Origin of the sequence: Corynebacterium ureicelerivorans (assembly GCF_000747315.1) — a bacterium.
GTDB classification, from domain to species: domain Bacteria; phylum Actinomycetota; class Actinomycetes; order Mycobacteriales; family Mycobacteriaceae; genus Corynebacterium; species Corynebacterium mucifaciens.
Map to the genome: position 1 here is coordinate 1,041,648 of NZ_CP009215.1, position 19,872 is coordinate 1,061,519.

12 protein-coding genes, 3 tRNA genes and 2 pseudogenes are annotated in these 19,872 nt (G+C 66.0%); 13 read left to right on the forward strand and 4 right to left on the reverse strand.

Features of this window, described 5'->3' with window-relative positions; genetic code table 11:
• Positions 1–143 precede the first annotated feature (143 nt).
• The 10 genes and pseudogenes from gltX (at position 144) to CUREI_RS05295 (ending at position 8,466) form a co-directional block, all read left to right on the forward strand.
• Positions 144–1,631: a glutamate--tRNA ligase gene (gene gltX / locus CUREI_RS05250; protein ID WP_038611255.1), complete on the forward strand. Its 1,488-nt coding sequence runs from the start codon at positions 144–146 to the stop codon at positions 1,629–1,631.
• 155 nt (positions 1,632–1,786) lie between these two features.
• A tRNA-Gln gene (locus CUREI_RS05255) sits at positions 1,787–1,858 on the forward strand.
• A gap of 30 nt (positions 1,859–1,888) precedes the next feature.
• Positions 1,889–1,961 (forward strand) — tRNA-Glu (locus CUREI_RS05260).
• A 127-nt stretch (positions 1,962–2,088) separates the two neighbouring features.
• On the forward strand, positions 2,089–3,141 hold the full coding sequence (locus tag CUREI_RS05265) for an ABC transporter substrate-binding protein (protein WP_051952221.1): 1,053 nt from the start codon (positions 2,089–2,091) through the stop codon (positions 3,139–3,141).
• Between the two features lie 94 nt (positions 3,142–3,235).
• Positions 3,236–4,759: an ABC transporter permease gene (locus CUREI_RS05270; RefSeq protein WP_144242485.1), complete on the forward strand. Its 1,524-nt coding sequence runs from the start codon at positions 3,236–3,238 to the stop codon at positions 4,757–4,759.
• A 15-nt stretch (positions 4,760–4,774) separates the two neighbouring features.
• Positions 4,775–5,833, forward strand: a complete 1,059-nt coding sequence (locus tag CUREI_RS05275; RefSeq protein WP_038611258.1) for an ABC transporter ATP-binding protein — start codon at positions 4,775–4,777, stop codon at positions 5,831–5,833.
• A gap of 80 nt (positions 5,834–5,913) precedes the next feature.
• Positions 5,914–5,986 (forward strand) — tRNA-Glu (locus CUREI_RS05280).
• A 63-nt stretch (positions 5,987–6,049) separates the two neighbouring features.
• A complete protein-coding gene (locus CUREI_RS05285; RefSeq protein WP_038611261.1) occupies positions 6,050–6,871 on the forward strand; it encodes a PhzF family phenazine biosynthesis protein in 822 nt (273 codons plus the stop codon).
• Positions 6,872–6,951: 80 nt separating this feature from the next.
• The gene (locus CUREI_RS05290; RefSeq protein WP_038611263.1) at positions 6,952–7,527 is read left to right on the forward strand and encodes an HD domain-containing protein; all 576 of its coding nucleotides are present in this window, start codon (positions 6,952–6,954) and stop codon (positions 7,525–7,527) included.
• A 46-nt stretch (positions 7,528–7,573) separates the two neighbouring features.
• Positions 7,574–8,466: pseudogene (locus CUREI_RS05295) on the forward strand (pyridoxal-phosphate dependent enzyme).
• Here CUREI_RS05295 and CUREI_RS11965 read toward each other — a convergent pair.
• From CUREI_RS11965 to CUREI_RS05310, 3 genes and pseudogenes are all read right to left on the reverse strand, one after another.
• A pseudogene (locus tag CUREI_RS11965) lies at positions 8,441–8,897 on the reverse strand (cytochrome ubiquinol oxidase subunit I); the annotation flags it as partial. The pseudogenes CUREI_RS05295 and CUREI_RS11965 overlap by 26 nt on opposite strands.
• Positions 8,898–9,105: 208 nt before the next feature.
• Complete coding sequence (locus tag CUREI_RS05305) at positions 9,106–11,295, reverse strand: YhgE/Pip domain-containing protein (RefSeq protein WP_038611269.1); 2,190 nt, start codon at positions 11,293–11,295, stop codon at positions 9,106–9,108.
• Positions 11,292–13,883 carry a YhgE/Pip domain-containing protein gene (locus CUREI_RS05310; RefSeq protein WP_051952223.1) on the reverse strand — a complete coding sequence of 864 codons (2,592 nt, stop codon included), beginning with the start codon at positions 13,881–13,883 and terminating at the stop codon, positions 11,292–11,294. Before CUREI_RS05310 ends, CUREI_RS05305 begins: the two co-directional genes overlap by 4 nt.
• An 83-nt stretch (positions 13,884–13,966) precedes the next feature.
• Here CUREI_RS05310 and CUREI_RS05315 point away from each other — a divergent pair, with 83 nt between their 5' ends.
• Together CUREI_RS05315 and CUREI_RS11970 are read left to right on the forward strand one after the other, a co-directional pair.
• Positions 13,967–14,926, forward strand: coding sequence for a pyridoxal-phosphate dependent enzyme (locus CUREI_RS05315; RefSeq protein WP_038611272.1), 960 nt, complete (start codon positions 13,967–13,969; stop codon positions 14,924–14,926).
• Positions 14,923–17,682, forward strand: a complete 2,760-nt coding sequence (locus CUREI_RS11970; RefSeq protein WP_038611274.1) for an FAD/NAD(P)-binding protein — start codon at positions 14,923–14,925, stop codon at positions 17,680–17,682. Before CUREI_RS05315 ends, CUREI_RS11970 begins: the two co-directional genes overlap by 4 nt.
• Before the next feature lie 20 nt (positions 17,683–17,702).
• On the opposite strand, the gene CUREI_RS05325 is transcribed toward CUREI_RS11970, so the two are convergent.
• Entirely contained in the window at positions 17,703–18,389 is a 687-nt protein-coding gene (locus CUREI_RS05325) for an IclR family transcriptional regulator (RefSeq protein ID WP_038611277.1), read from the reverse strand.
• 61 nt (positions 18,390–18,450) lie between these two features.
• Here CUREI_RS05325 and leuC point away from each other — a divergent pair, with 61 nt between their 5' ends.
• Positions 18,451–19,872, forward strand: coding sequence for a 3-isopropylmalate dehydratase large subunit (gene leuC, locus CUREI_RS05330; RefSeq protein WP_038611280.1), 1,422 nt, complete (start codon positions 18,451–18,453; stop codon positions 19,870–19,872).

Here is a 19,872-nt window from a genome sequence, read left to right on the forward strand (position 1 = left end):
TGCGGTGGATCGGGCCGAACTCACCACCGTGAACTCACCCTGTGTGAATCGGGGCTCGGCCTCTCCGGCCTGCCCGGGCGTCGAGTCGGGCGTCGCCGGAGGACGTCGATAGGCAGTGTGCATGGCGCGCTACCATTGCGCACATGACTGACTCTTCTATGCGTGTACGTTTCTGCCCGTCACCGACCGGAACCCCGCACGTGGGCATGGTGCGCACCGCGCTATTCAACTGGGCGCAGGCCCGCCACTCCGGCGGCACCTTCGTGTTCCGTATCGAGGACACGGACGCGGCGCGTGATTCGGAGGAAAGCTACCAGGCCATCATCGATTCGCTGGAGTGGCTCGGCTTGAACTGGGACGAGGGCGTCAACGTCGGCGGGCCGCATGAGCCATACCGCCAGTCCCAGCGCTCCGAGATCTACACGGACGTCCTGAACAAGCTCATCGAGGCAGGGGAGGTCTACCCGGCGTACTCCACCAACGAAGAGGTCCAAGAGCGCCACAAGGCCGCCGGGCGCGACCCGCAGCTGGGCTACGACAACTTCGACCGTGACCTCACACAGGAACAGATCGACGCATTCGAGGCCGAGGGCCGCAAGCCCGTGTGGCGCCTACGCATGCCGGACCAAGACTGGACCTGGAACGATCTTGTGCGCGGCGAAGTGACGTTTAAGTCTGAGACGCAGCCGGACTTCGTGGTCGCGCGCTCCAACGGCGCCCCGCTGTATACGCTGGTCAACCCGGTGGACGACGCTTTGATGGGCATCACGCACGTGCTGCGCGGCGAGGATCTCCTGTCTTCCACCCCACGCCAGATGGCGCTGTATGAGGCGCTCAAACGCATCGGCGTCGCAGAATTCACCCCGGAGTTCGGCCACCTGCCGTTTGTCATGGGGCAGGGCAACAAGAAGCTGTCCAAGCGCGATCCGGAATCCAACCTTTTCAACCACCGCGACAACGGCATCATCCCCGAGGGCATGATCAACTACCTGGCGCTATTGGGCTGGTCACTGTCCGCGGACAAGGACATCTTCAGCGCCGATGAGATGGTTGAGGCGTTCGACGTCTCGGACGTGCTTGGCAACCCGGCCCGCTTCGACCAGAAGAAGCTGGAGGCGATCAACGCCGACCACATCCGCCTGCTCGAGCCGGAGGACTTCCGCAGCCGGCTACGCGAGTACCTGACCGAGTACACGGACTTCCCAGGGGACTACCCGGCTGACAAGTTCGCCATCGCCGCGGATCTGGTGCAGACGCGTATCAAGGTGCTCTCGGAAGCCTACGACCTGCTGAAGTTCCTGGTCATCGCTGACGAGGATCTGGAGCTGGACGAGAAGAGCGCGAAGAAGAACCTGAAGGACACCGCTGTCGAGCCGCTGGATGCCGGCATCGCCGCGCTGGAAGCGGTGGAGGAGTGGACGACGCCGGCCATCGAGACCGCCTTGAACAAGGCGCTTATCGACGACCTCGGGCTCAAGCCCCGTGTCGCATTCGGTGCCCTGCGCGTCGGTGCAACCGGCGCTGCGGTGTCGCCGCCGCTGTTCGAATCCATGGAGCTACTCGGGCGCGAATCCACCCTGAAGCGCCTGCGCGCAGCCCGTGATGTTACCCCGTACCAGGCTGCGGAGTAGTTACAGCGCTGTTGTTTCGTGCGTTGTGGCCACCGCGTTTTCACGCGGTGGCCTGGGGATTTGGTCCTTTACGCGCTTCATGGTTATAGTACTCCATGTTGTTCAGCAAGACAGCGCAGACCGAAAGGAAAGCGCAGGTCAAAGCGGAAAAACGATGGCCTATGGTGTAATTGGCAACACTACGGTTTCTGGTACCGTCATTCTAGGTTCGAGTCCTGGTAGGCCAGCTGCAGAGCTAATATGTTCTGTGTCCTAATGCCCCGTTCGTCTAGCGGCCTAGGACGTCGCCCTCTCACGGCGGTAACACGGGTTCAAATCCCGTACGGGGTACAATGCCTCCGTTTATCTGTTGTATACAGATGAACGGAGGTTTTTGCCATGTCGCTCGGCGAGCGCACTCATCATAACAGTGTTACTTTTGGCGAGGCCTTACTTCATCTGACGCGAGGAAAACCCCATGCGCTTCGTCCACAAGTCCCTTTATGTTGGCGCAATTTTTGGTACCGCTGCGCTCACCCTGGTGGGTTGCTCTGAGCCGTCTTCGGACAACACCGCAACGACTTCCGCAACTGAGGGTGTGACCACCGACGGGAAAACGGTGCTGACCCTCTACACCTCTGAGCCGGAGGAGAAGGTCGACGAGATTAACCGCGCGTTCCAGGAGGAGAATCAAGATGTAGAGGTCCAGGTTTATCGCGCCGGTACGGGCGACCTGAAGGCTCGCATCGAGGCGGAGCGGACCTCCGGCAAGGTTGAGGCCGACCTGATCTGGGCCGCTGACGCACCGACGTTTGAGGGCTTTAAGAGCGACGAGCTCTTGACCAAGTTCGACAGCGTCGAGACTAATGACGTTCTCGAGGACGTTGTTGACCCAGAGGGCTTCTACGTTGGAACCCGCCTGATTCCGACCGTCATCGCATACAACACTGAGGTAATCGACCAAGCTGACGCCCCAGCCTCGTGGGCGGACCTCACCGACGAGAAGTACATGGACAAGATTGTCATGCCGGATCCGGCCGTCTCCGGCGCCGCCGCCTTCAACGCGACTGTGTGGATGAACGACGATAAGCTCGGCGAGGCGTGGGTGACCGACCTCGGCGCCAACCACCCGATGATCGCCGCTTCCAACGGCCCCACTTCCCAAGAGATCGCCTCCGGCGGCCGCCCGGTGGGTGTCGTCGTTGATTACCTGGTGCGCGACCTCGCCGCGAAGGGTTCGCCGATCAAGGAGGTCTACGCCACCGAGGGCTCGCCGTACATCACCGAGCCGATCGCAGTGTTCAAGGATTCAGAGAACAAGGACGCTGCGCAGCGCTACATCAACTTCATCTTGTCCGAGAAGGCCCAAAAGATCGCCGTCGAGCAGAACTACTTGCCGGTGCTTGAATCCGTCGGAACCCCGGGTGACGCGCCGAAGCTTAGCGACATCGCGCTGATGAGCGCCGACCTTAAGACCCTGGCCGAGGACCGCCAGCGTTCGGTGGACTTCTTCCAGAACGCGATGAACTAGGCGCAACGTGGCCAACCGATTCTCGCGGGGTATCGGCCTCGCCCGCATCGGGGTGTGGCTGATTGCCGCGGCGATATTTCTTGCCCCACTCGCCATGGTGGTGTCGCTGGCACTCGGAGGCAACCAGTTCCCGGTGCTGATCGAGCAGGGTCTGGGACGGGCAACGTGGAACTCGGTCTACACCACGCTGCTGTCTTCCGCCGGCGCTGTCATTGTGGGTGGGTCGATTGCGATCCTGCTTGAGCGCACCGACGTGGCTGGTGCCACCGCATTGCGGTTGTTTCTGCTCTCCCCGCTGCTCGTACCGCCGTTCGTCGGCGCCATCTCGTGGCTGCAGCTGTTTGGGCGCAACCAGGGTCTGAACGCTGTGTTCGGCCGCCCTATCTGGGATATCTACGGCGCCGACGGCATCATTTTCCTCATGGTGCTGCACTCGTACCCGGTGGTTTACGTGATTGTCTCCGCCGCGTTGCGCTCCATCCCGTCTGACCTTGAGCTCGCAGCGCGCGTGAGCGGGGCGGGCAGTGGCACGGTGCTGAAGACTGTCACCATTCCGTTGTTGGGTCCAGCGCTTTTGAGCGCGTTTACCCTGACGGCGGTTTCCAACCTGGCAGATTTCGGCATTCCCTCGATCCTCGGGTCGCCCGTGCGGTTCGAAACGCTTGCCACTATGGTCTACCGGTTCATGGAGTCGGGGACGGTGGCGAACCCTCTGCAGGTGGTTTCGACGGTGGGAGCGGTGCTGATGATCCTTGGCATCGGGGCCGTGGTCGCCGACTACGTGGTGTCCCAGCGAGGCACGTCAACGGTGACCGGCGGCGGCACGATGAAACTTTCCCTTGGCTCGGCCAAGTGGCTCGTCACCGTGGTTGCCTGGGTGCTTGCTTTGGCACTGACGCTCGGCCCACTGCTCGGTTTAACCTACCGAGCGTTTCTGCCCGCGCCCGGCGTGCCGTTCACGATGGAGAACATTTCGCTGGACAACTTCCAGCGCACGCTGGCCAACCCACGCGTGCGCGAGGGCTTCAGCAATTCCGTCACGCTCGCGCTGGGGGCCGCGCTTGCGTGCGGCGTCTTGGGTTGGATGATCGGCATGTTAGTCACGCGCACTAAGGCGCGGTCGAACACGGCGCTCAGCCTGATCACGCTCTTGCCGTCGGCGCTGCCGGGGTTAATCATCGGCGTCGGTTGGGTGATCGTCGGCCGCTACACGGGCATGTATAACACCCGCTGGATCATTCTCGTCGCCTACGTCTGCGCGTTCACGGCCATGGTGTTGCAGGCGGTGCGCGCGCCTCTGGCCAAGATCCCGACGGCGGTGGAGGAGGCCGCGCAGATTTCCGGTGCCGGTCGTTTGCGCGCCGTGTGGGATACCAGTGGCCGGATGACGCTGCCCGCGGTGTTTTCCGGCGCAGTGTTGGTCGCGGTGACGGCGGTGCGTGAGCTGACGGTTTCTATCCTCTTGGTCGCCCCGGGCACGACTACCATCGGCGTCCAGCTGTTTAACCTGCAGCAATCTGGCAACTACAACCAAGCGTCCGCACTCGCCTTGATGTTCGCCGTGATCGGTATCGTGGCGCTGGCGTTTACCGTGCGAAACCCCAGCAAGAACGCATAAGGAGGAGACGCGATCATGAGCGCCATTGTGGTCAGCGGCTTAAAAGTGGTGTTCCCCGACGGCACCGTCGGGCTACAGGACATCAACCTGACAATTCCAAGCGGCGAGTTCGTCGCGCTCGTTGGGCCGTCAGGTTCGGGCAAGACGACGCTTCTGCGCACTGTCGCTGGGTTTATCGAACCTGCGGCAGGCTCGATCGAGCTCGGGGGAAGGGACGTGTCTAACACCCCGCCGGAGCGGCGGCACATGGGTATGGTGTTCCAGCAACACGCTGTGTGGCCGCACATGAGCGTTGCGGACAATGTGGCGTACCCGCTGCGCCGAGCAGGTGTGAAACGCGCGGAGGAGAAGCAGCGCGTGGAGCAAACCCTGACAACGGTCGGTCTCGATGGTTATGGCGATCGTCGGCCGGCTACGCTGTCCGGTGGTCAGCGCCAGCGCGTGGCGCTCGCGCGCGCGATTGTTGCGGAGCCGGAGGTGCTGCTATTAGACGAGGCGTTGTCCGCCCTCGACGAACCGTTGCGTGATTCACTTCGCCGCGAGCTGGTGGAGCTGACCCGTGAGTCCAACCTCACTACCGTCCACGTCACCCACGATCGGAAGGAGGCCATCGCGATTGCAGACCGGATTGCAGTGCTGCATGACGGCCGACTTGAACAATTCGACACGCCCGAAGCGATCATGACCAGCCCGGCGACGGCGTGGGTAGCGTCATTTATTGCGGACGCTACGCTGCTCGATGGTGCGGTGCGGGAGGGCCTGGTGGAGGTGGGGTCGCTGGGCATGACGTGGCCTGTGGGCGGCGTCCAAGCGAATGGCGAGCTTCGCGATGGTGAGAGCGTGGTGGTAGCGGTGTTGCCGGGAATGGTGGGGACGGGGGTGTCGGCAAGCGAAAATACCTTGAACGCGACCGTTACCTCCGTTCTCTACGAGGTGAACTCGTACACCGCGAACCTCAAAGCCAGCGGTGTAGAGTTCCGAGTACGGCTGGGGTTGACACCGAAACCCAAGGTGGGGGACAGGGTCGCGATTACAATCGCGTCACCGAAGGTGTACAAAACGGAATCGTGGTGATTATAATCGCCTGTGACCTGCCGATTTGTACGTTGGCAGGTGCGTCCTTTATCTTTAACAAGTCGCAAGCAAGCGAGCGCGCCCCGTTCGTCTAGCGGCCTAGGACGTCGCCCTCTCACGGCGGTAACACGGGTTCAAATCCCGTACGGGGTACAAGTATAAACTCCCGACCCGGTCCTCCGGGTCGGGAGTTTTCGCGTTGGTACGCTCGGCGCGGTGACCTCCCTAGACTTCTTCGAAATCGACGTCTTCGCCACCGGCGCGTTCACGGGCAACCCGCTCGCGGTAATCTGCGGCGCGGACAGCCTCACCGGTGAGCAGATGCAGCAGATTGCGTCGTGGACCAATTTCTCGGAGACGACGTTCCTGCTTCAGCCCACAAGCCAGGAGGCGGACTACCGCGTGCGCATCTTCACGCCCGTTGAGGAGTTCGATTTCGCCGGACACCCAACGCTGGGCACCGCTCGAGCGTGGCTCGAGCTCGGCAACGCGCCCCGCCAATCTGGCCGCGTGGTGCAGGAGTGCGGCGTGGGCAACGTCGAAGTGCGCATGCAGGGCGACATGCTCGCGTTCGCCACGCCGCCTCTCAAACGCAGCGGCGAACTCACCGCGGAGGGCAGGGATGCGGTGTGCGAGACCTTTGGCGTCGAAAAGCAGGCGCTTATCGACGCAGCCTACGGCGACAACGGACCCGGCTGGAAGCTTGCACTTTTGGATGGCCTAGACGCGCTGAGGTCCTTAGAGCAGCCGACGGACAGTGATCTGAAAGTGGCGTTTGCGGCGCTGACCGGAGGTACGGATCCCGCGTACGAGCTGCGGGCGTTCACCCCGACCTTTGAGGATCCTGTGACGGGCAGCGCAAACGGGGCGATGGCGCAGTGGTTGCGCGGGCGGGGAGACGTCCCTGCCCGATACTCGGTGTCGCAGGGCGCGTCGCTCGGCCGCGACGGCCGCGTGGAGATCCATGACGATGGCAAAGATATCTGGGTTGGTGGACGGGCACAGGTGCGGGTACGGGGAACGATAACCGTCGGATAGATCATGCGTTTGAACGCCTGGCGGGCGGTGTCGACGGCGTTCGTAGAGTGAAAGCTGTTCCCGGCAGAAAGGGGCCCATAATGGCCGAGTCTCTCGTCGCATCCCCGCGACTCATCCAAGCAATCAACACCGCCGCGTGGGCGCACCGCGACCATGTGCGCAAAGGCACGGACATTCCGTACGCCTCCCACGTCTTCGGTGTGATGCACCTCGTCTCCCAGGTCACTGACGACGAGGACGTACTCATCGCGGCGCTCTTCCACGACATCCTGGAGGATGTCCCGGACGAGTACAGCCCCGAGCGCATGGCCGAGGAGTTCGGAGACCGGGTCGTGGAGCTTGTTCGCGGCGTGACAAAAGACAGCACGCTAACCAGCTGGCAGGACCGTTCGGACGCGTACCTTGCGCACCTGCGCCAGGCGGAAGACGGCAGCGTGCTCATCTCTGCGGCTGACAAGTTGCACAACCTGTTGGCCATCCACGCGGACTTGGACGTCATCGGCGATGAGTTGTGGTCCCGGTTCAACTCCGGAAAGGAACGTCAGCTGTGGTGGTACCGCTCGGTGGCGGGCCTGGTGCAGGAACGCCTGCCGGGCAACGCGCTCGGTGAGGAGTTGGAGCGCCAAGTCGCCCGCCTGGAGGCGCGTGGCGCATAAGGTGGTGCGCATGGACGTTTCCGCATAGACAGGCTTTCTTAGCGCCATCGGCGACACGCCGCTTGTGGACCTCTCCGCTGGGTTCCGCGGGCGCGTGTGGGGCAAGCTTGAATCCCTCAACCCGGGAGGCAGCGCGAAGGATCGCACGGCGCGTGCGATGGTCGCTGCAGCCACGGCTCGCGGCCTGCTGCACCCCGGCGCGGTGGCGGTGGAATCTTCCAGCGGCAACCTCGGTATCGCGCTGGCGCGCGAGGCCATCGCGGGCGGCTGGGAGTTCCACTGCGTCGTCGACCCGCGCACCAACCAGGCAACGCTGGCGATGATCGCCGCCCTCGGGGCGGTGCTGCACCCGGTGGAAGAGCCGGACCCGGAAACGGGCGATTGGCTCGCCGCGCGGCGCAACCTAGTGGCCGAGCTGAAGCGGGAACTCGGGGCGGTGAACTTAGACCAGTACTCCAACCGTGCGGCGTTCGACGCGCATGACCAGGGCACGATGCGCGAGATTGTGCAGCAGCTCGGGCACGCGCCCGAATTGCTCGCGGTGGCGGTGAGCACCACCGGCACAGTGGGCGGCTGCCTGAAGCACATCCGCGAGCACGGCTACGGCACGAGGGTCGTCGCGGTGGATGAGAGGGCTCGGTGCTTTTCGGAGGCGACCGCGGTGAGCGCATCCTCCCCGGCTACGGTGCCGGCGTGGTCACTGAGCTTTCCAAGGAGGTGGCACCCGACCGGGTGGCGCGGTTGTCTGCGGCGGATGCTGTGCGCTCGGCGCGGGGATTAGCACGGTCCACCGGGTTCGTGCCTGGGGCATCCGGAGGCGCAGTCGCCGCGGCTGTCGCCCGGCTGATCGACGAAGCCGCTGCCGACGAGATCGTGGCCGTCTTCCACGACGGCGGCAGGGCGTACCTGGACAAGCAGTTCGCCACGATGATGAAGTAGGCGGAGAGGTTGACCACCACCGCGACGGTCCAGATGGAGGTGAGGTGGGCCCAGGCGGGCACGCGGCCCCAGCCGAAGATCCACACCCCGAGGAAGATGGATTCGAAGAAAAAGGCCGCCAGCCCCTCGAACGCCAGGGGAGCGTCGAAGACGCCGCCGACGAAGCTGGCGTACTCGGGCCAGTTCATGCCGAACTGAAACTCTTGCATGATGCCGGTGACCACCCCCATCGCGAAGTTGATCAGGAAGAGGTTTCCGAAGAACCGGGTGGCCCGGTACCAGCGCTCGTGGCCGGTGCGCTCCCAGATTGTCTGCATGATGGACACCATTGGGGCGAGGCCTATGGTTAGCGGGGCGAAAATGTAGTGAAAGACGGTGGTGATGCCGAACCGCCGCCGCGAAAGGTCGACCACATCGAGATCCGTGGTCACGCCTCCTCGTGCACCCCGGCGGGGCGCGGTTGCGTGGTCCGTGGCCGTTGCCGCGGATGGAGAAGCCACGGGGCGGGAAGGATCGCCCGTATCTAACAGGACGGAGGAACCTAATAGAGAGTTTCCATTCAAAAGTGCAAAAGGCGACATCTGGGTGGGCGGGCTGGTTACCGCGCGTGCGCGGCACCATCGAGCTGTAGGGGGCGGCCTACGTCATCATCACCTTGGTCTGAGCAACCGCCTCGTCCATGCGGCTGATCGCGTGGTGCAGCCGGTGGCGCAGCCAGAGGCCGAGGAAGAGGAAGGGCAGCGCGAAGAGGACGAGGATGCCGAGGGCTCGCCAGAAGTCCCAGCCGTAGGTGCCGAAGACCGCGGCGCGCATAGCGCGGATCGAGTAGGTCGCGGGCAGCCAGGGGCTGATTGCCTGCGTCCAGCCCGGCAGCAGCTGCAGCGGGTAGGCTCCGTCCGCCGCCGAGACCTGGAGCACCAGGATGAGCACGCCCAAGGCCTTGCCGGCGTTGCTCAGGGAGAGCACCAGCGTGTAGCAGATCAGGTGGAAGACCAGGCTCGAGACCCACCCCGCCATGAAGAGGAGGAAGGGGTGCGCGGGCTCGATGCCCACGTAAACGATGAGCCCCGCAATGAGCAGCGTGGATTGGGCCAGGCCGGTGGTCACGAACGTCAGGTAGCGGCCGAAGTACTTCTGGCCCGCGGTGAGGCGGCCGGGATCGACCACGTTCTGTTCGATGGAGCGGTCGTCCGTGCGCACGGCCACCGACGTCAACAGGGCGCCTACCCACAGGGCGAGCACCGTGTAGAGCGGGGCCATGCCGGCGCCGAAGCTGACGCGGGGGAAGACCTCCTTGCGCTCCAGCTTGACTGGGTCGACGAGGGCGTCGGCGAGCACTTCCGGGTGGCTGGAGACGAGGTCGGCCAGCTTCGTCAGGTCCCCGCTCGAGCGCGCCTGCGCGATCGACCGCTGCGCCTCCTGCATCCTCGCCGCGTTGGCGCGCAGAGATTCCGCCGTGTCGCGCAGGTTCGCACCGGAGGCTGCGAGGGTGTCGCGCAGCGAGCCGGGCCGGTTGGCCAGGGCAGAGGAGACGCCGTCCATGTCTGAGCGGGCCTTGTCGACGTTCGCCCGGACGTTGTCCAGCGAGCCCGACAGCGCCTCGAGGCGCGGGCGGATCCCGGTTTCGTAGGAATTCTTGGCCGAGTCCATCGCCGCGCGGGCCCGGGCGATCGAGTCCTTGATCTCCTGCCGGTCCGCGTTCTTCCCGTCCCGGCCGCCCTGCCCGGCGGTGAGGCGCGCGGCGGCGTCGTTGAGTCGGTCGCGCACGGCCGTCTGGCGGGCGATGGCGTCGTTGAGGTGGCCGACCACCGCGCGCACCCCCGGCTGGGCCTCGGGGGGAAGCGCCGGGGCGACCTGCCCGTTGATGGTGTCGCGCAGGGCCGTGTATTGCTTCACCTGGACATCGATGCGCGCGGCAATGTCCGTCAGGCTCGCGGCGGTGGCCTGGGAGGTGGCGGAAGAGTCCGCCAGCAGCTGGTCGACGCGGTCGCTTACGGCGGCAAAGCTTTCCGACGTCGCCCCCAGCGCCGCCGCAAGCGCCGCGCCGTCTCCGCCGAGGCCCGCCCCGGTGGCCCCGAGGTCGACGGGGTGGACTTGCCCGAGAGAGTCGCCCAGCGCCCCGGAGATCCGCCCAGCGCTGTCGACGAGCGGCACGCTCGACTCTGTGAGCGAGGCGAGCGCGTCGACGGTGCTGGCGCTGGAGAGCAGCTGGTCGCGGGCGCTGGCGGTGCGCTTCTCGATGGAGTCGAGCGCCTGCTTGGTCTTCGCCTCGTTGAAGTAGTCAGAGGCCGTCTCGATCACCCCGAATGACACCTGGGAGAGGGCCCTGGTGAACGACGCGCTGATCTGGGCGCTGACGCCCTGCGTGCCGTTGGAGATGAGCAGCGGGGAGATGGGGTTCTTCTTCTCGTTGACGTAAAGGTCGATCCGGCTGGGTTCGGCGTCGCCGGCGTAGAAGGTGAACATGTCGTCGCTCAGCGTGGGCGGCAAGACGATGGCGGCGTAGTACTCGCCGGACTTCGTGCCCTCGATGGCGTCGTCGGCATCGGTGATGACCCAGTCCATAGAGTCGTCGCGGTAGAGCTGGGAGAGGACCATGTCGCCGACGTTGACGGCCAGCGGGGTGAGATCGCTCGTGTAGCCGCGGTCGGTGTTGGCCACCGCCACCTTGAGGCGCTCGGTGTTGCCGAATGGGTCCCACGTGGCCAGCACGTTGAACCAGGCGAAGAGGCAGGGGATGGCGATCAGGCCGACCATGACGATGCCCGCCATGACGTTGGTGTAGAGCCGGCGCAGGTCGTTGTAGGCGATGGAGAAGACGGTTCTCACTTGGTGTCCTCGCTTTCGGCATCCGCGGGCCCGATGGTGGCGCTGGTGCCGGCGGAGTCGTGGCGGTGGATCACGGCGTCGCGCAGCTCGGCCTCGCCGAGGCGCGAGACCTGTTCGGCGGCGACGAGGCTCTGCGTGAAGTACTCCACCGCGCCGAGGTAGAGGACGACCAGCAGCGACCAGGCGACGACGATGGCCAGCATGACCGTCTTGTCGGTGGGCAGGAGCATGGTGAGCAGGGTGATGATGGCGATGCCGACAACGCCCGCGCCGATCCCGCCGAAGATGAGGGCGCGGTAGTTCTCCCGCAGCATCCGCGCCCGCTTCTCGACGCTCCCGCGGAACTCATCCCGGTCCGACAGGGCGGCCATGATGTCGGACGCGCGATAGGGCGAGCCCATGACCTCCACCTTCTCGTTGGTGATCAGGTTCGTGCGCGCGAGCTGGCGGTTGAACAGGAGGTTGGCGTGCGAGGAGGTGAGTCGGAACAGCCACCCCAGGGCGAAGGCGGCGGCGGACATGGCGAGAAGCGTCGCCATAAAGCGGAGGTAGTGATGGCCGTAGAACCCGGCGATGGTCTCGCGCATCGCGTCGATGCCGTAGCGGAAGGGAAGGAAGGGGTAGATGTGGCGGAAGAAGTCGGGCATGAGCTCGATGGGGTAGAGGCCCGACGCGCCCGGGATCTGAATGACGACGAGGAAGACGGCGATGCCGCGGCCAATGTGGCCGAGCGCGGAGACGATGGAGTAGATGATCCCCGTGTAAGCGACCCCGATGGCGATTGCGGTGGCGAGAAAGGCCGTGACGGACTGCATCTGCACCCCGAAGGCCACGTTGCCGAGCGTCACCACGACGGCCTGGAGCACCGAGAGCGTGGCGAAGAGGAGGAAGCGGCCGAGGTAGGCCTGGCCGACGGTGAGGCGGCGGAAGCCCTCGGTGTCGACCTCGACGCGGAAGATGATCGTCAGCACGAACGCGCCGATCCACAGGGCCAGGTTGGTGAAGAAGGAGGCCATGGAGCTGCCGTAGTTCTCCGTGGGGAAGACGGCCTGCTGCTCGACGGTGACGGGCGAGGAGATGTACTCGCCGATCTTCGCGGAGTTGAGGTTCGTGACAGTGTTGAGGGCCTTCGAGTTGTAGCTGGCCAGGAGGGCGTTGATGTCGGACTGGGCGGAGCGGGCGCCGTCGGCGAGCGTGCCGAGGTTGCCCGAGACCTCGTCGAGGATGCCGAGGCTGGCCGCGAGCTGGTTGTCCACCCCGGCGAGCAGGGAGGTCGTTTCCTCGCGCAGGGCACGCTGGCTGCTCAGCGCGCCGCGCACGGAGGCGATGCTGCCGGAGGCCTGCGCGAGCGAGGCGTTGATCGCGGGCACGGACTCGCCGAGCTGCTTGCTCGCGTCGCGCGCTGCGGCGTTGGCGTCGCCGGTCGCGGTCTCGAGGGAGTCGCCGAGCTCGCCTATCGACGCCAGCGCGGCGCCCGCGCTGCGGTCCACGTTGTTCAGGCCGTCGAGGACGGCGCGGGAGGCGGCGGTACGCTCCTCCAGCGCGCTGGCCGCGGCGTCGAGCTGAGCGCGGACCTCGGGCGATAGGGCCGCCCCGGCCGACAAGGCGCGCAGCTGCGCGACGGCGGATTCGCCCTGCTTGACCACGCCGTCGACCTCGCCGACGGCGGAGCGCACCCGCCCCTGGGCGGTGCCGAGCTGGTCCGTCGCCTCCGCGATGGAGGCGTTGGCGGAGGCGGCGCCGAGGCTGAGCGCGTTGGTGGACTCGACGAGCGCGGTCGACGTGTCGGCGCTGAAACCGGCGGAGGACTTCTGCAGCTCGGCGATGATCCCCTCGGCCTCGCCGAGGGAGGAGTCCACGGACCCGAGGGTGTCGTCGACGGAGCCGACGAGGGTGTTCAGCTCGGCGACGACCGGGCGCGCCCCGCTGATGCTCTGCTTCATCGTGGCCACCCGCCCCTGGGCGGCGTCGAGGTTGGCGGCGATCTGGCCGAAGCTCCCGGAGGCCTTGCCTCGGACCTTCTCGGCGTCATCGCGCGACGCGAGCCCCGTGTTGCGCAGCTCGGTCGCCGCGGCCTCGCCGACCTTCTTCTTGAAGGCCTCGGCCACGGCCGTGTCGACGGCGGAGGCGCCGGCGTCGGTGATCGAGGGGGCGACGCCGTTCCTCTTCTCGTTGACGTAATACTCCAGCACCGGCTGCGTGTATGTGCCGCTGACCAGGCTCAGCAGGTCCTCGCTGAACTCGGGCGGGATGAGGAACATGGCGTAGTAGTCGCCGCGCATGAGCCCGTCGCGGGCCTCGTCCTCGGGGAGGAACACCCACCCGATTTTGTCGTTGCTCTTGAGCTGCTCGGTGATCTGCTCGCCGACGTCGACGTCGCCGACGCGCTCGGCGGAGGCGCCGCGGTCGTTGTTGACCACCGCGATGCGGATGTTCTGGGTGTGGGCGTAGGGGTCCCAGAAGGCGTTGATGTTGAACCACGCGTAGAGCGAGGGGATGATGAGCACGCCCACAATGATGATGAAGGCCCGGGGAACGCGCAGCAGGCGTCGAATGTCCCGTCCAAGAATCTGCCCGCTCTTTCTCACGTGACGAGCGTACCCTCGAATGGAGCGTTAAGGGAAACGCCCCGCGGCGGCCCCGCCGGCCCGAAACGCATAAGCTGGCGTTCATGCTCTCCGAATTATCCCCGGGCCTGCTCGCCGCTGTGGGCGGCACGCCCCTCGTTTCCCTTCCCGAGCTCGGTGGCGGGAACGCCCGGGTCTGGGCCAAACTCGAGTCCTTCAACCCCGGCGGCAGCGCCAAGGACCGCACAGCCCGCGCCCTCGTCGCCGACGCCATCGAGCGCGGCGTGCTCGGCCCGGGCAGCGTCGTCGTGGAGTCGAGCTCCGGAAACCTGGGCGTGGCTCTGGCCCGCGAGGCGGCCGTCGGCGGGTGGGAGTTCCACTGCGTCGTCGACCCGCGCACCAACCAGTCAACGCTGGCGATGATTGCCGCCCTCGGGGCGGTGTTGCACCCGGTGGAGGAACCAGACCCGGAGACGGGCGATTGGCTCACCGCGCGGCGCAACCTAGTGGCCGAGCTGAAGCGGGAACTCGGGGCGGTGAACTTAGACCAGTACTCCAACCGTGCGGCGTTCGACGCGCATGACCAGGGCACGATGCGCGAGATTGTGCAGCAGCTCGGGCACGCGCCCGAAATGCTCGCGGTGGCGGTGAGCACCACCGGCACAGTGGGCGGCTGCCTGAAGCACATCCGCGAGCACGGCTACGGCACGAAGGTCGTCGCAGTGGATGCAGAGGGCTCGGTGCTTTTCGGAGGCGACCGCGGTGAGCGCATCCTCCCCGGCTACGGCGCGGGCGTGGTCACTGAGCTTTCCAAGGAGGTGACGCCCGACCGGGTGGTGCGGGTGTCTGCGGCGGACGCTGTGCGCTCGGCGCGTGGATTGGCACGGTCTACCGGATTCGTGCCTGGGGCATCCGGTGGCGCGGTCGCCGCGGCTGTCGCCCGGCTGATCGACGAAGGTGCTGCCGATGAGATCGTGGGCGTCTTCCACGACGACGGCAGGGCGTACCTGGACACGGTGTACAACGACGAATGGGTTGAAGCGCACATTGGAGGGTTGGAATGAAAGTTGCGATCATCGGCGCGGGACCGCGCGGGCTGTGGGCCGCAGAGGCATTAATGGAGCGTGCGCGGCAGCGAGGCGCCGGCATCTCGCTGACGGTCTTCAACGACCGCCCGTTGCCGGAAGCATCTGCGCCAGGCGCCTTCGGCGCATCCGTGCCTGATGCGTGGATCCTCAATGCGCCAAAGTCGATCATGGAAACCCGGCTCGGGCCACTCGATGCAGACGACAAGCTCGCCGGCGAATTTCCGGGCCGCCGGCATGCGGGCGAGCACATGCTCGCTTCCTGGCGCGCCCTGGAAGAGCACCTACCGCCGCGCTGCAGCGTGACCCACCGCGTGGAACACGTCGACACGGTCGAGCCAAACGAGGGCGGTGTGGACGTGCTCGGCGAGCGGTTCGACGAAGTACTCATCGCGACCGGCCACGCCCACGATTGGCCCGGCTCGCTCGCGCACCGCGACTTGGCGGGCTTGAAAGTGGGGGCACCCGCGTACCCGGCAACCAACCTCGACGCTGTAGGCACTGATGACGTCGCCCTGGTGCGCGGCGCGGCGCTGACGTTCATCGATGTGGTGAAGTACGCCGACGCCAAAGTCTTCTACCCGGTCACCCGCACCGGGCGCTTCATGGAAACCAAGGCCTACCTGGATGGCGAGGCGAAGCGTCGGGCCAAGCCGCACATCGGTGCGGCGTCGCGGGCCATACTCCGGTGTCGCGACCTGGACGAACTGCGAGCCATCCTTGTCAGCTGCGCAACTGAAATTCTGGGCATCGTCGGTGGGGAGGGGAGCGCGGACGACATCCGAGCCGTTTTCGCCGGTAAGGACTTCACCGGCGACGCCGTAGCCGAATTGCGGGCGTCTCTTGACGCGTCCCGCGGCGAGCGGCCTTGGACGCCGGTGCTGGCCGCGCAGGTAGCATTCCGCGAGACTTACGATGCCCTCATTGAGCGCGCCTCCTTCGGCGGCCGCGAGACGCTCGGTGGCCGAGATTTTGACGGTTTCACGCGAACGATGGAGCGTGTCGCGTTCGGGCCGCCGCCGGAGTCTGCAGAACTGCTCTTGCAGATGATCGACGCCGGCCGAGTCCGCACCGACCTCATCGCTCGCGGTGAGGAGGACCTGCAAGAGCTCGCGGGTGAAGTCGGCGCGACGGTGGTCATCGACGCCGTCCTCGCCCCGCCAGGCGTTGTCGAGGGCACGCTCGTGGGCAACCTGGTGGAGGCGGGCGTCGGGCAACGCTATGCCGACACGAATGCCCTGCACGTGACACCGGACGGCACGCTAGTGGGCCAAGAGCACCTCGCGGCTGCCGGGCGCATGAACGAGGGGCTCATCCTCGGCCACGACACGCTCAAGCGCACTGAGCACGACGTCATCGACCGCTGGGCCGGCCGCGTCAGCGCCTCGGCGATGCAGGAGCCCGATCGCGTCCACGGCCTGCCGCCGCTGGAACCGAAGCGCTTCGACTGGTCGGAGGAGCTGCTCGCAGACCCGGAGGCCTGCCACTCGCTGATCGAGCAATACGGCAGCCCCGTCAACGTCGTGCACCCGGGCCCCATGCAGGCCAGCATCGACGAGCTCGTCGAGGCCGGGCGGCGCGCTGGCGTGGAAACGAAGGTGTTCTACGCCAGGAAGGCCAACAAGGCACTCGTCTTCGCGGACACGGCCCGCGATACCGGCAACGGCGTCGACGTGGCCAGCGAGAACGAGCTGCGGCAGGTGCTCTCCCACAACGTGCCGGGAGACCGCATTATCCTGTCCGCCGCCATTAAGCCTGACCGCCTCTTGCAGTTGGCCATCGACAACGGCGTGGTCATCTCCGCCGACAACCGCGCGGAGTACGACCGCATCCGTACGCTGGCCGAAACCTCCGGGGCGACGGCCCGCGTCGCTCCGCGCCTCGCCCCAGACCCGGACACGATGCCGCCCACCCGCTTCGGCGAGCGGCTGGGGGACTGGGCGGGGCACTTGCGTGAGCCGTCGTCAAGCGTGAGCGTCGTCGGCGTCCACGCTCACCTGCACGGGTACGCGGCCGCGGATCGCTCGGCGGCGCTGCGCGAGTGCATGCAGCTTATCGACGCCCTGACGGCCGCCGGCCACACCCCCGAATTCATCGACATCGGGGGCGGCGTGCCCATGCGCTATCTTGCGCACGAGCAGCAGTGGGAGGACTACCAGGACGCCATTGCCACCCAACGCGCCGGGTACGCCGAGGCATTCACGTGGAAGGCAGACCCGCTGACGAACACCTACCCGTACTGGCAGGAGCCCACGCGAGGGGAGTGGCTGGGCCAGGTGCTGGCAGATGGTATCGGAGAGGGGCTGCGCGAACGGGGGCTAAGGCTGCACCTCGAGCCGGGGCGCTCGCTGCTGGACGGCTGCGGCGTCATCCTCGCCCGTGTGGCGTTTGTGAAGACCCGCTCGGACGGTGTGCCCCTCGTCGGGCTGGAAATGAACCGAACCCAGTGCCGCACGACGTCGGACGATTACCTCACCGATCCGGTGCTGGTGAAGCGTCACCCCGACGGAGAGCCGCTTGAGGCGTTTTTGGTCGGCGCATACTGCATTGAGGACGAAGTCATTCTGCGCCGCAAGATCCGCTTCCCCGCGGGGGTGGCACCGGGCGACATCGTGGCCATCCCCAATGCGGCGGGGTATTTCATGCACATTTTGGAAAGCGCTTCGCACCAGATCCCCCTGGCCAAGAATGTGGTGTGGCCTGATGCGGAGCTCGACTCGATCGACCGCGGGTAAAGCCGGCTGCTTGCCGCCGTCTACAGGGCCCGCTCGAGTTGATTTCTCGCCCCAAGCAATTCCGATTTCCATTTCGCGGCGGGTGACGGCTTGAGCCGCTCGGCGGGACCGGAAATGGAAAGCACCGCGACGAGCGCGCCGTCGGGCTGGAATACCGGAGTCGACACGGACGCCAGGCCCACCTCGCGCTCAGCGACGGACTCCGCGTAGCCGTCCGCGCGCACCTGTTCGAGGTCGTTGTCGCCGAAGGGGGCGTCGATACGCGAATACGCCGCGAAGACGTGCGCGGCGGAACCCGCGGTGAGGGTGAGCTGGGAGCCCACCGGCACGACGTTGTGCAGGCCGCTTTCCGGCTCCTCGGCTGCGATGCACGTACGGGTGGTCCCGGTGAGCTGGTAGAGCTGCGCGGACTCGCCGGTCGCCGCGACAAGGTCACGAAGGACTGGTGCGGCGGCGGCGATGAGCTTCGGCGACGGGCCTCCGGTGTAACCGGGAAGTGCGGGCCCGAGGGACCACTCGCCGCGGTCGGTCCGGGCGAGGACATGGTGGACCTCGAGCGCGGTCGCGATACGGTGGGCGGTGGCACGTGGCAGTTCGGTCGCGTCGCTGAGTTCGGCGAGCGATTTGTCGCCGGCCGCGACCGCGGACACAATTGCGACCGCGCGGTCGAGCACTTTGATGCCGGAGCCTTCGTTATACTGTCTCACAGTCCGAATCCTAACATCTCATTATGTGGGACTGTGGGGAAGAAGTGCGAAGGAGATTCCTATGGCGGAAAAGCCGTTGACGTTGGCGGAAAAGGTGTGGCGCGACCACGTGGTCAAACAAGGAGACAACGGGGAGCCCGACCTCATCTTCATCGACTTCCAGCTGCTGCACGAGGTGACCTCACCGCAGGCGTTTGATGGGCTGCGCATGGCCGGCCGCTCGCTGCGCCACCCGGAGCTGCACCTGGCAACGGAAGATCACAATGTGCCCACCGAGGGAATCACCTCGGGCAATCTCATCGAGATTGCCGAGCCCACGTCGCGCACCCAGGTGGCTACCCTGCGCAAGAACTGCGAGGAGTTCGGGGTGACGCTGCACCCGATGGGCGACATTCAGCAGGGCATCGTCCACACCGTGGGCCCGCAGCTAGGCATCACGCAACCGGGCATGACCATTGTGTGCGGCGATTCGCACACCTCCACGCACGGAGCGTTCGGCTCCATCGCCATGGGCATCGGCACCTCCGAGGTGGAGCACGTCATGGCCACCCAAACCCTGCCGCTGAAGCCGTTCAAGACCATGGCCGTCGAAGTTACCGGCGAGCTGCAGGAAGGAGTGACCGCGAAAGATCTCATTCTGGCCATCATCGCCAAGATCGGCACCGGCGGCGGCCAGGGCCACATCATTGAATACCGCGGCGAGGCCATCGAGAAGATGTCCATGGAAGCGCGGATGACCATCTGCAACATGTCCATTGAAGCGGGCGCACGCGCGGGCATGGTCGCGCCGGACCAGAAGACTTTCGACTACGTCCAGGGCCGCGAGTACGCCCCGAAGGGTGCGGACTGGGACGCGGCGGTGGAGTACTGGAAAACGCTGCCCACCGACGACGGCGCGGAGTTCGACACCGTCGTGGAGATCGACGGCGCGGCGCTCACCCCGTTTGTCACCTGGGGCACCAACCCCGGCCAGGGCCTGCCGCTGGCAGAGGCCGTGCCGGACCCAGAGGACTTCACCGATGAGACCGCCAAGCAAGCCGCGGCGAAGGCGATCACGTACATGGACTTAACTCCGGGCACTCCGCTGCGCGACATCACCATCGACACGGTCTTCTTGGGCTCTTGCACTAACGCCCGCATCGAAGACCTCCGCGCCGCAGCCGAGGTGGTCAAGGGCCGCACCATCGCGGAGAACACCCGCATGCTGGTCGTGCCCAGCTCCACGCTGGTGAAGCAGCAGGCGGAGGAGGAAGGTCTGGACAGGATCTTCACCGATTTTGGCGCCGAGTGGCGCACCGCCGGGTGCTCGATGTGCCTGGGTATGAACCCGGACCAGCTCAAGCCGGGGGAGCGAAGCGCGTCGACAAGCAACCGCAACTTCGAAGGCCGCCAGGGCCCCGGCGGGCGCACGCACCTCGTCTCGCCGCTTGTCGCCGCGGCAACCGCCGTCACCGGACACCTTGCCAGCCCCGCTGACCTGTAA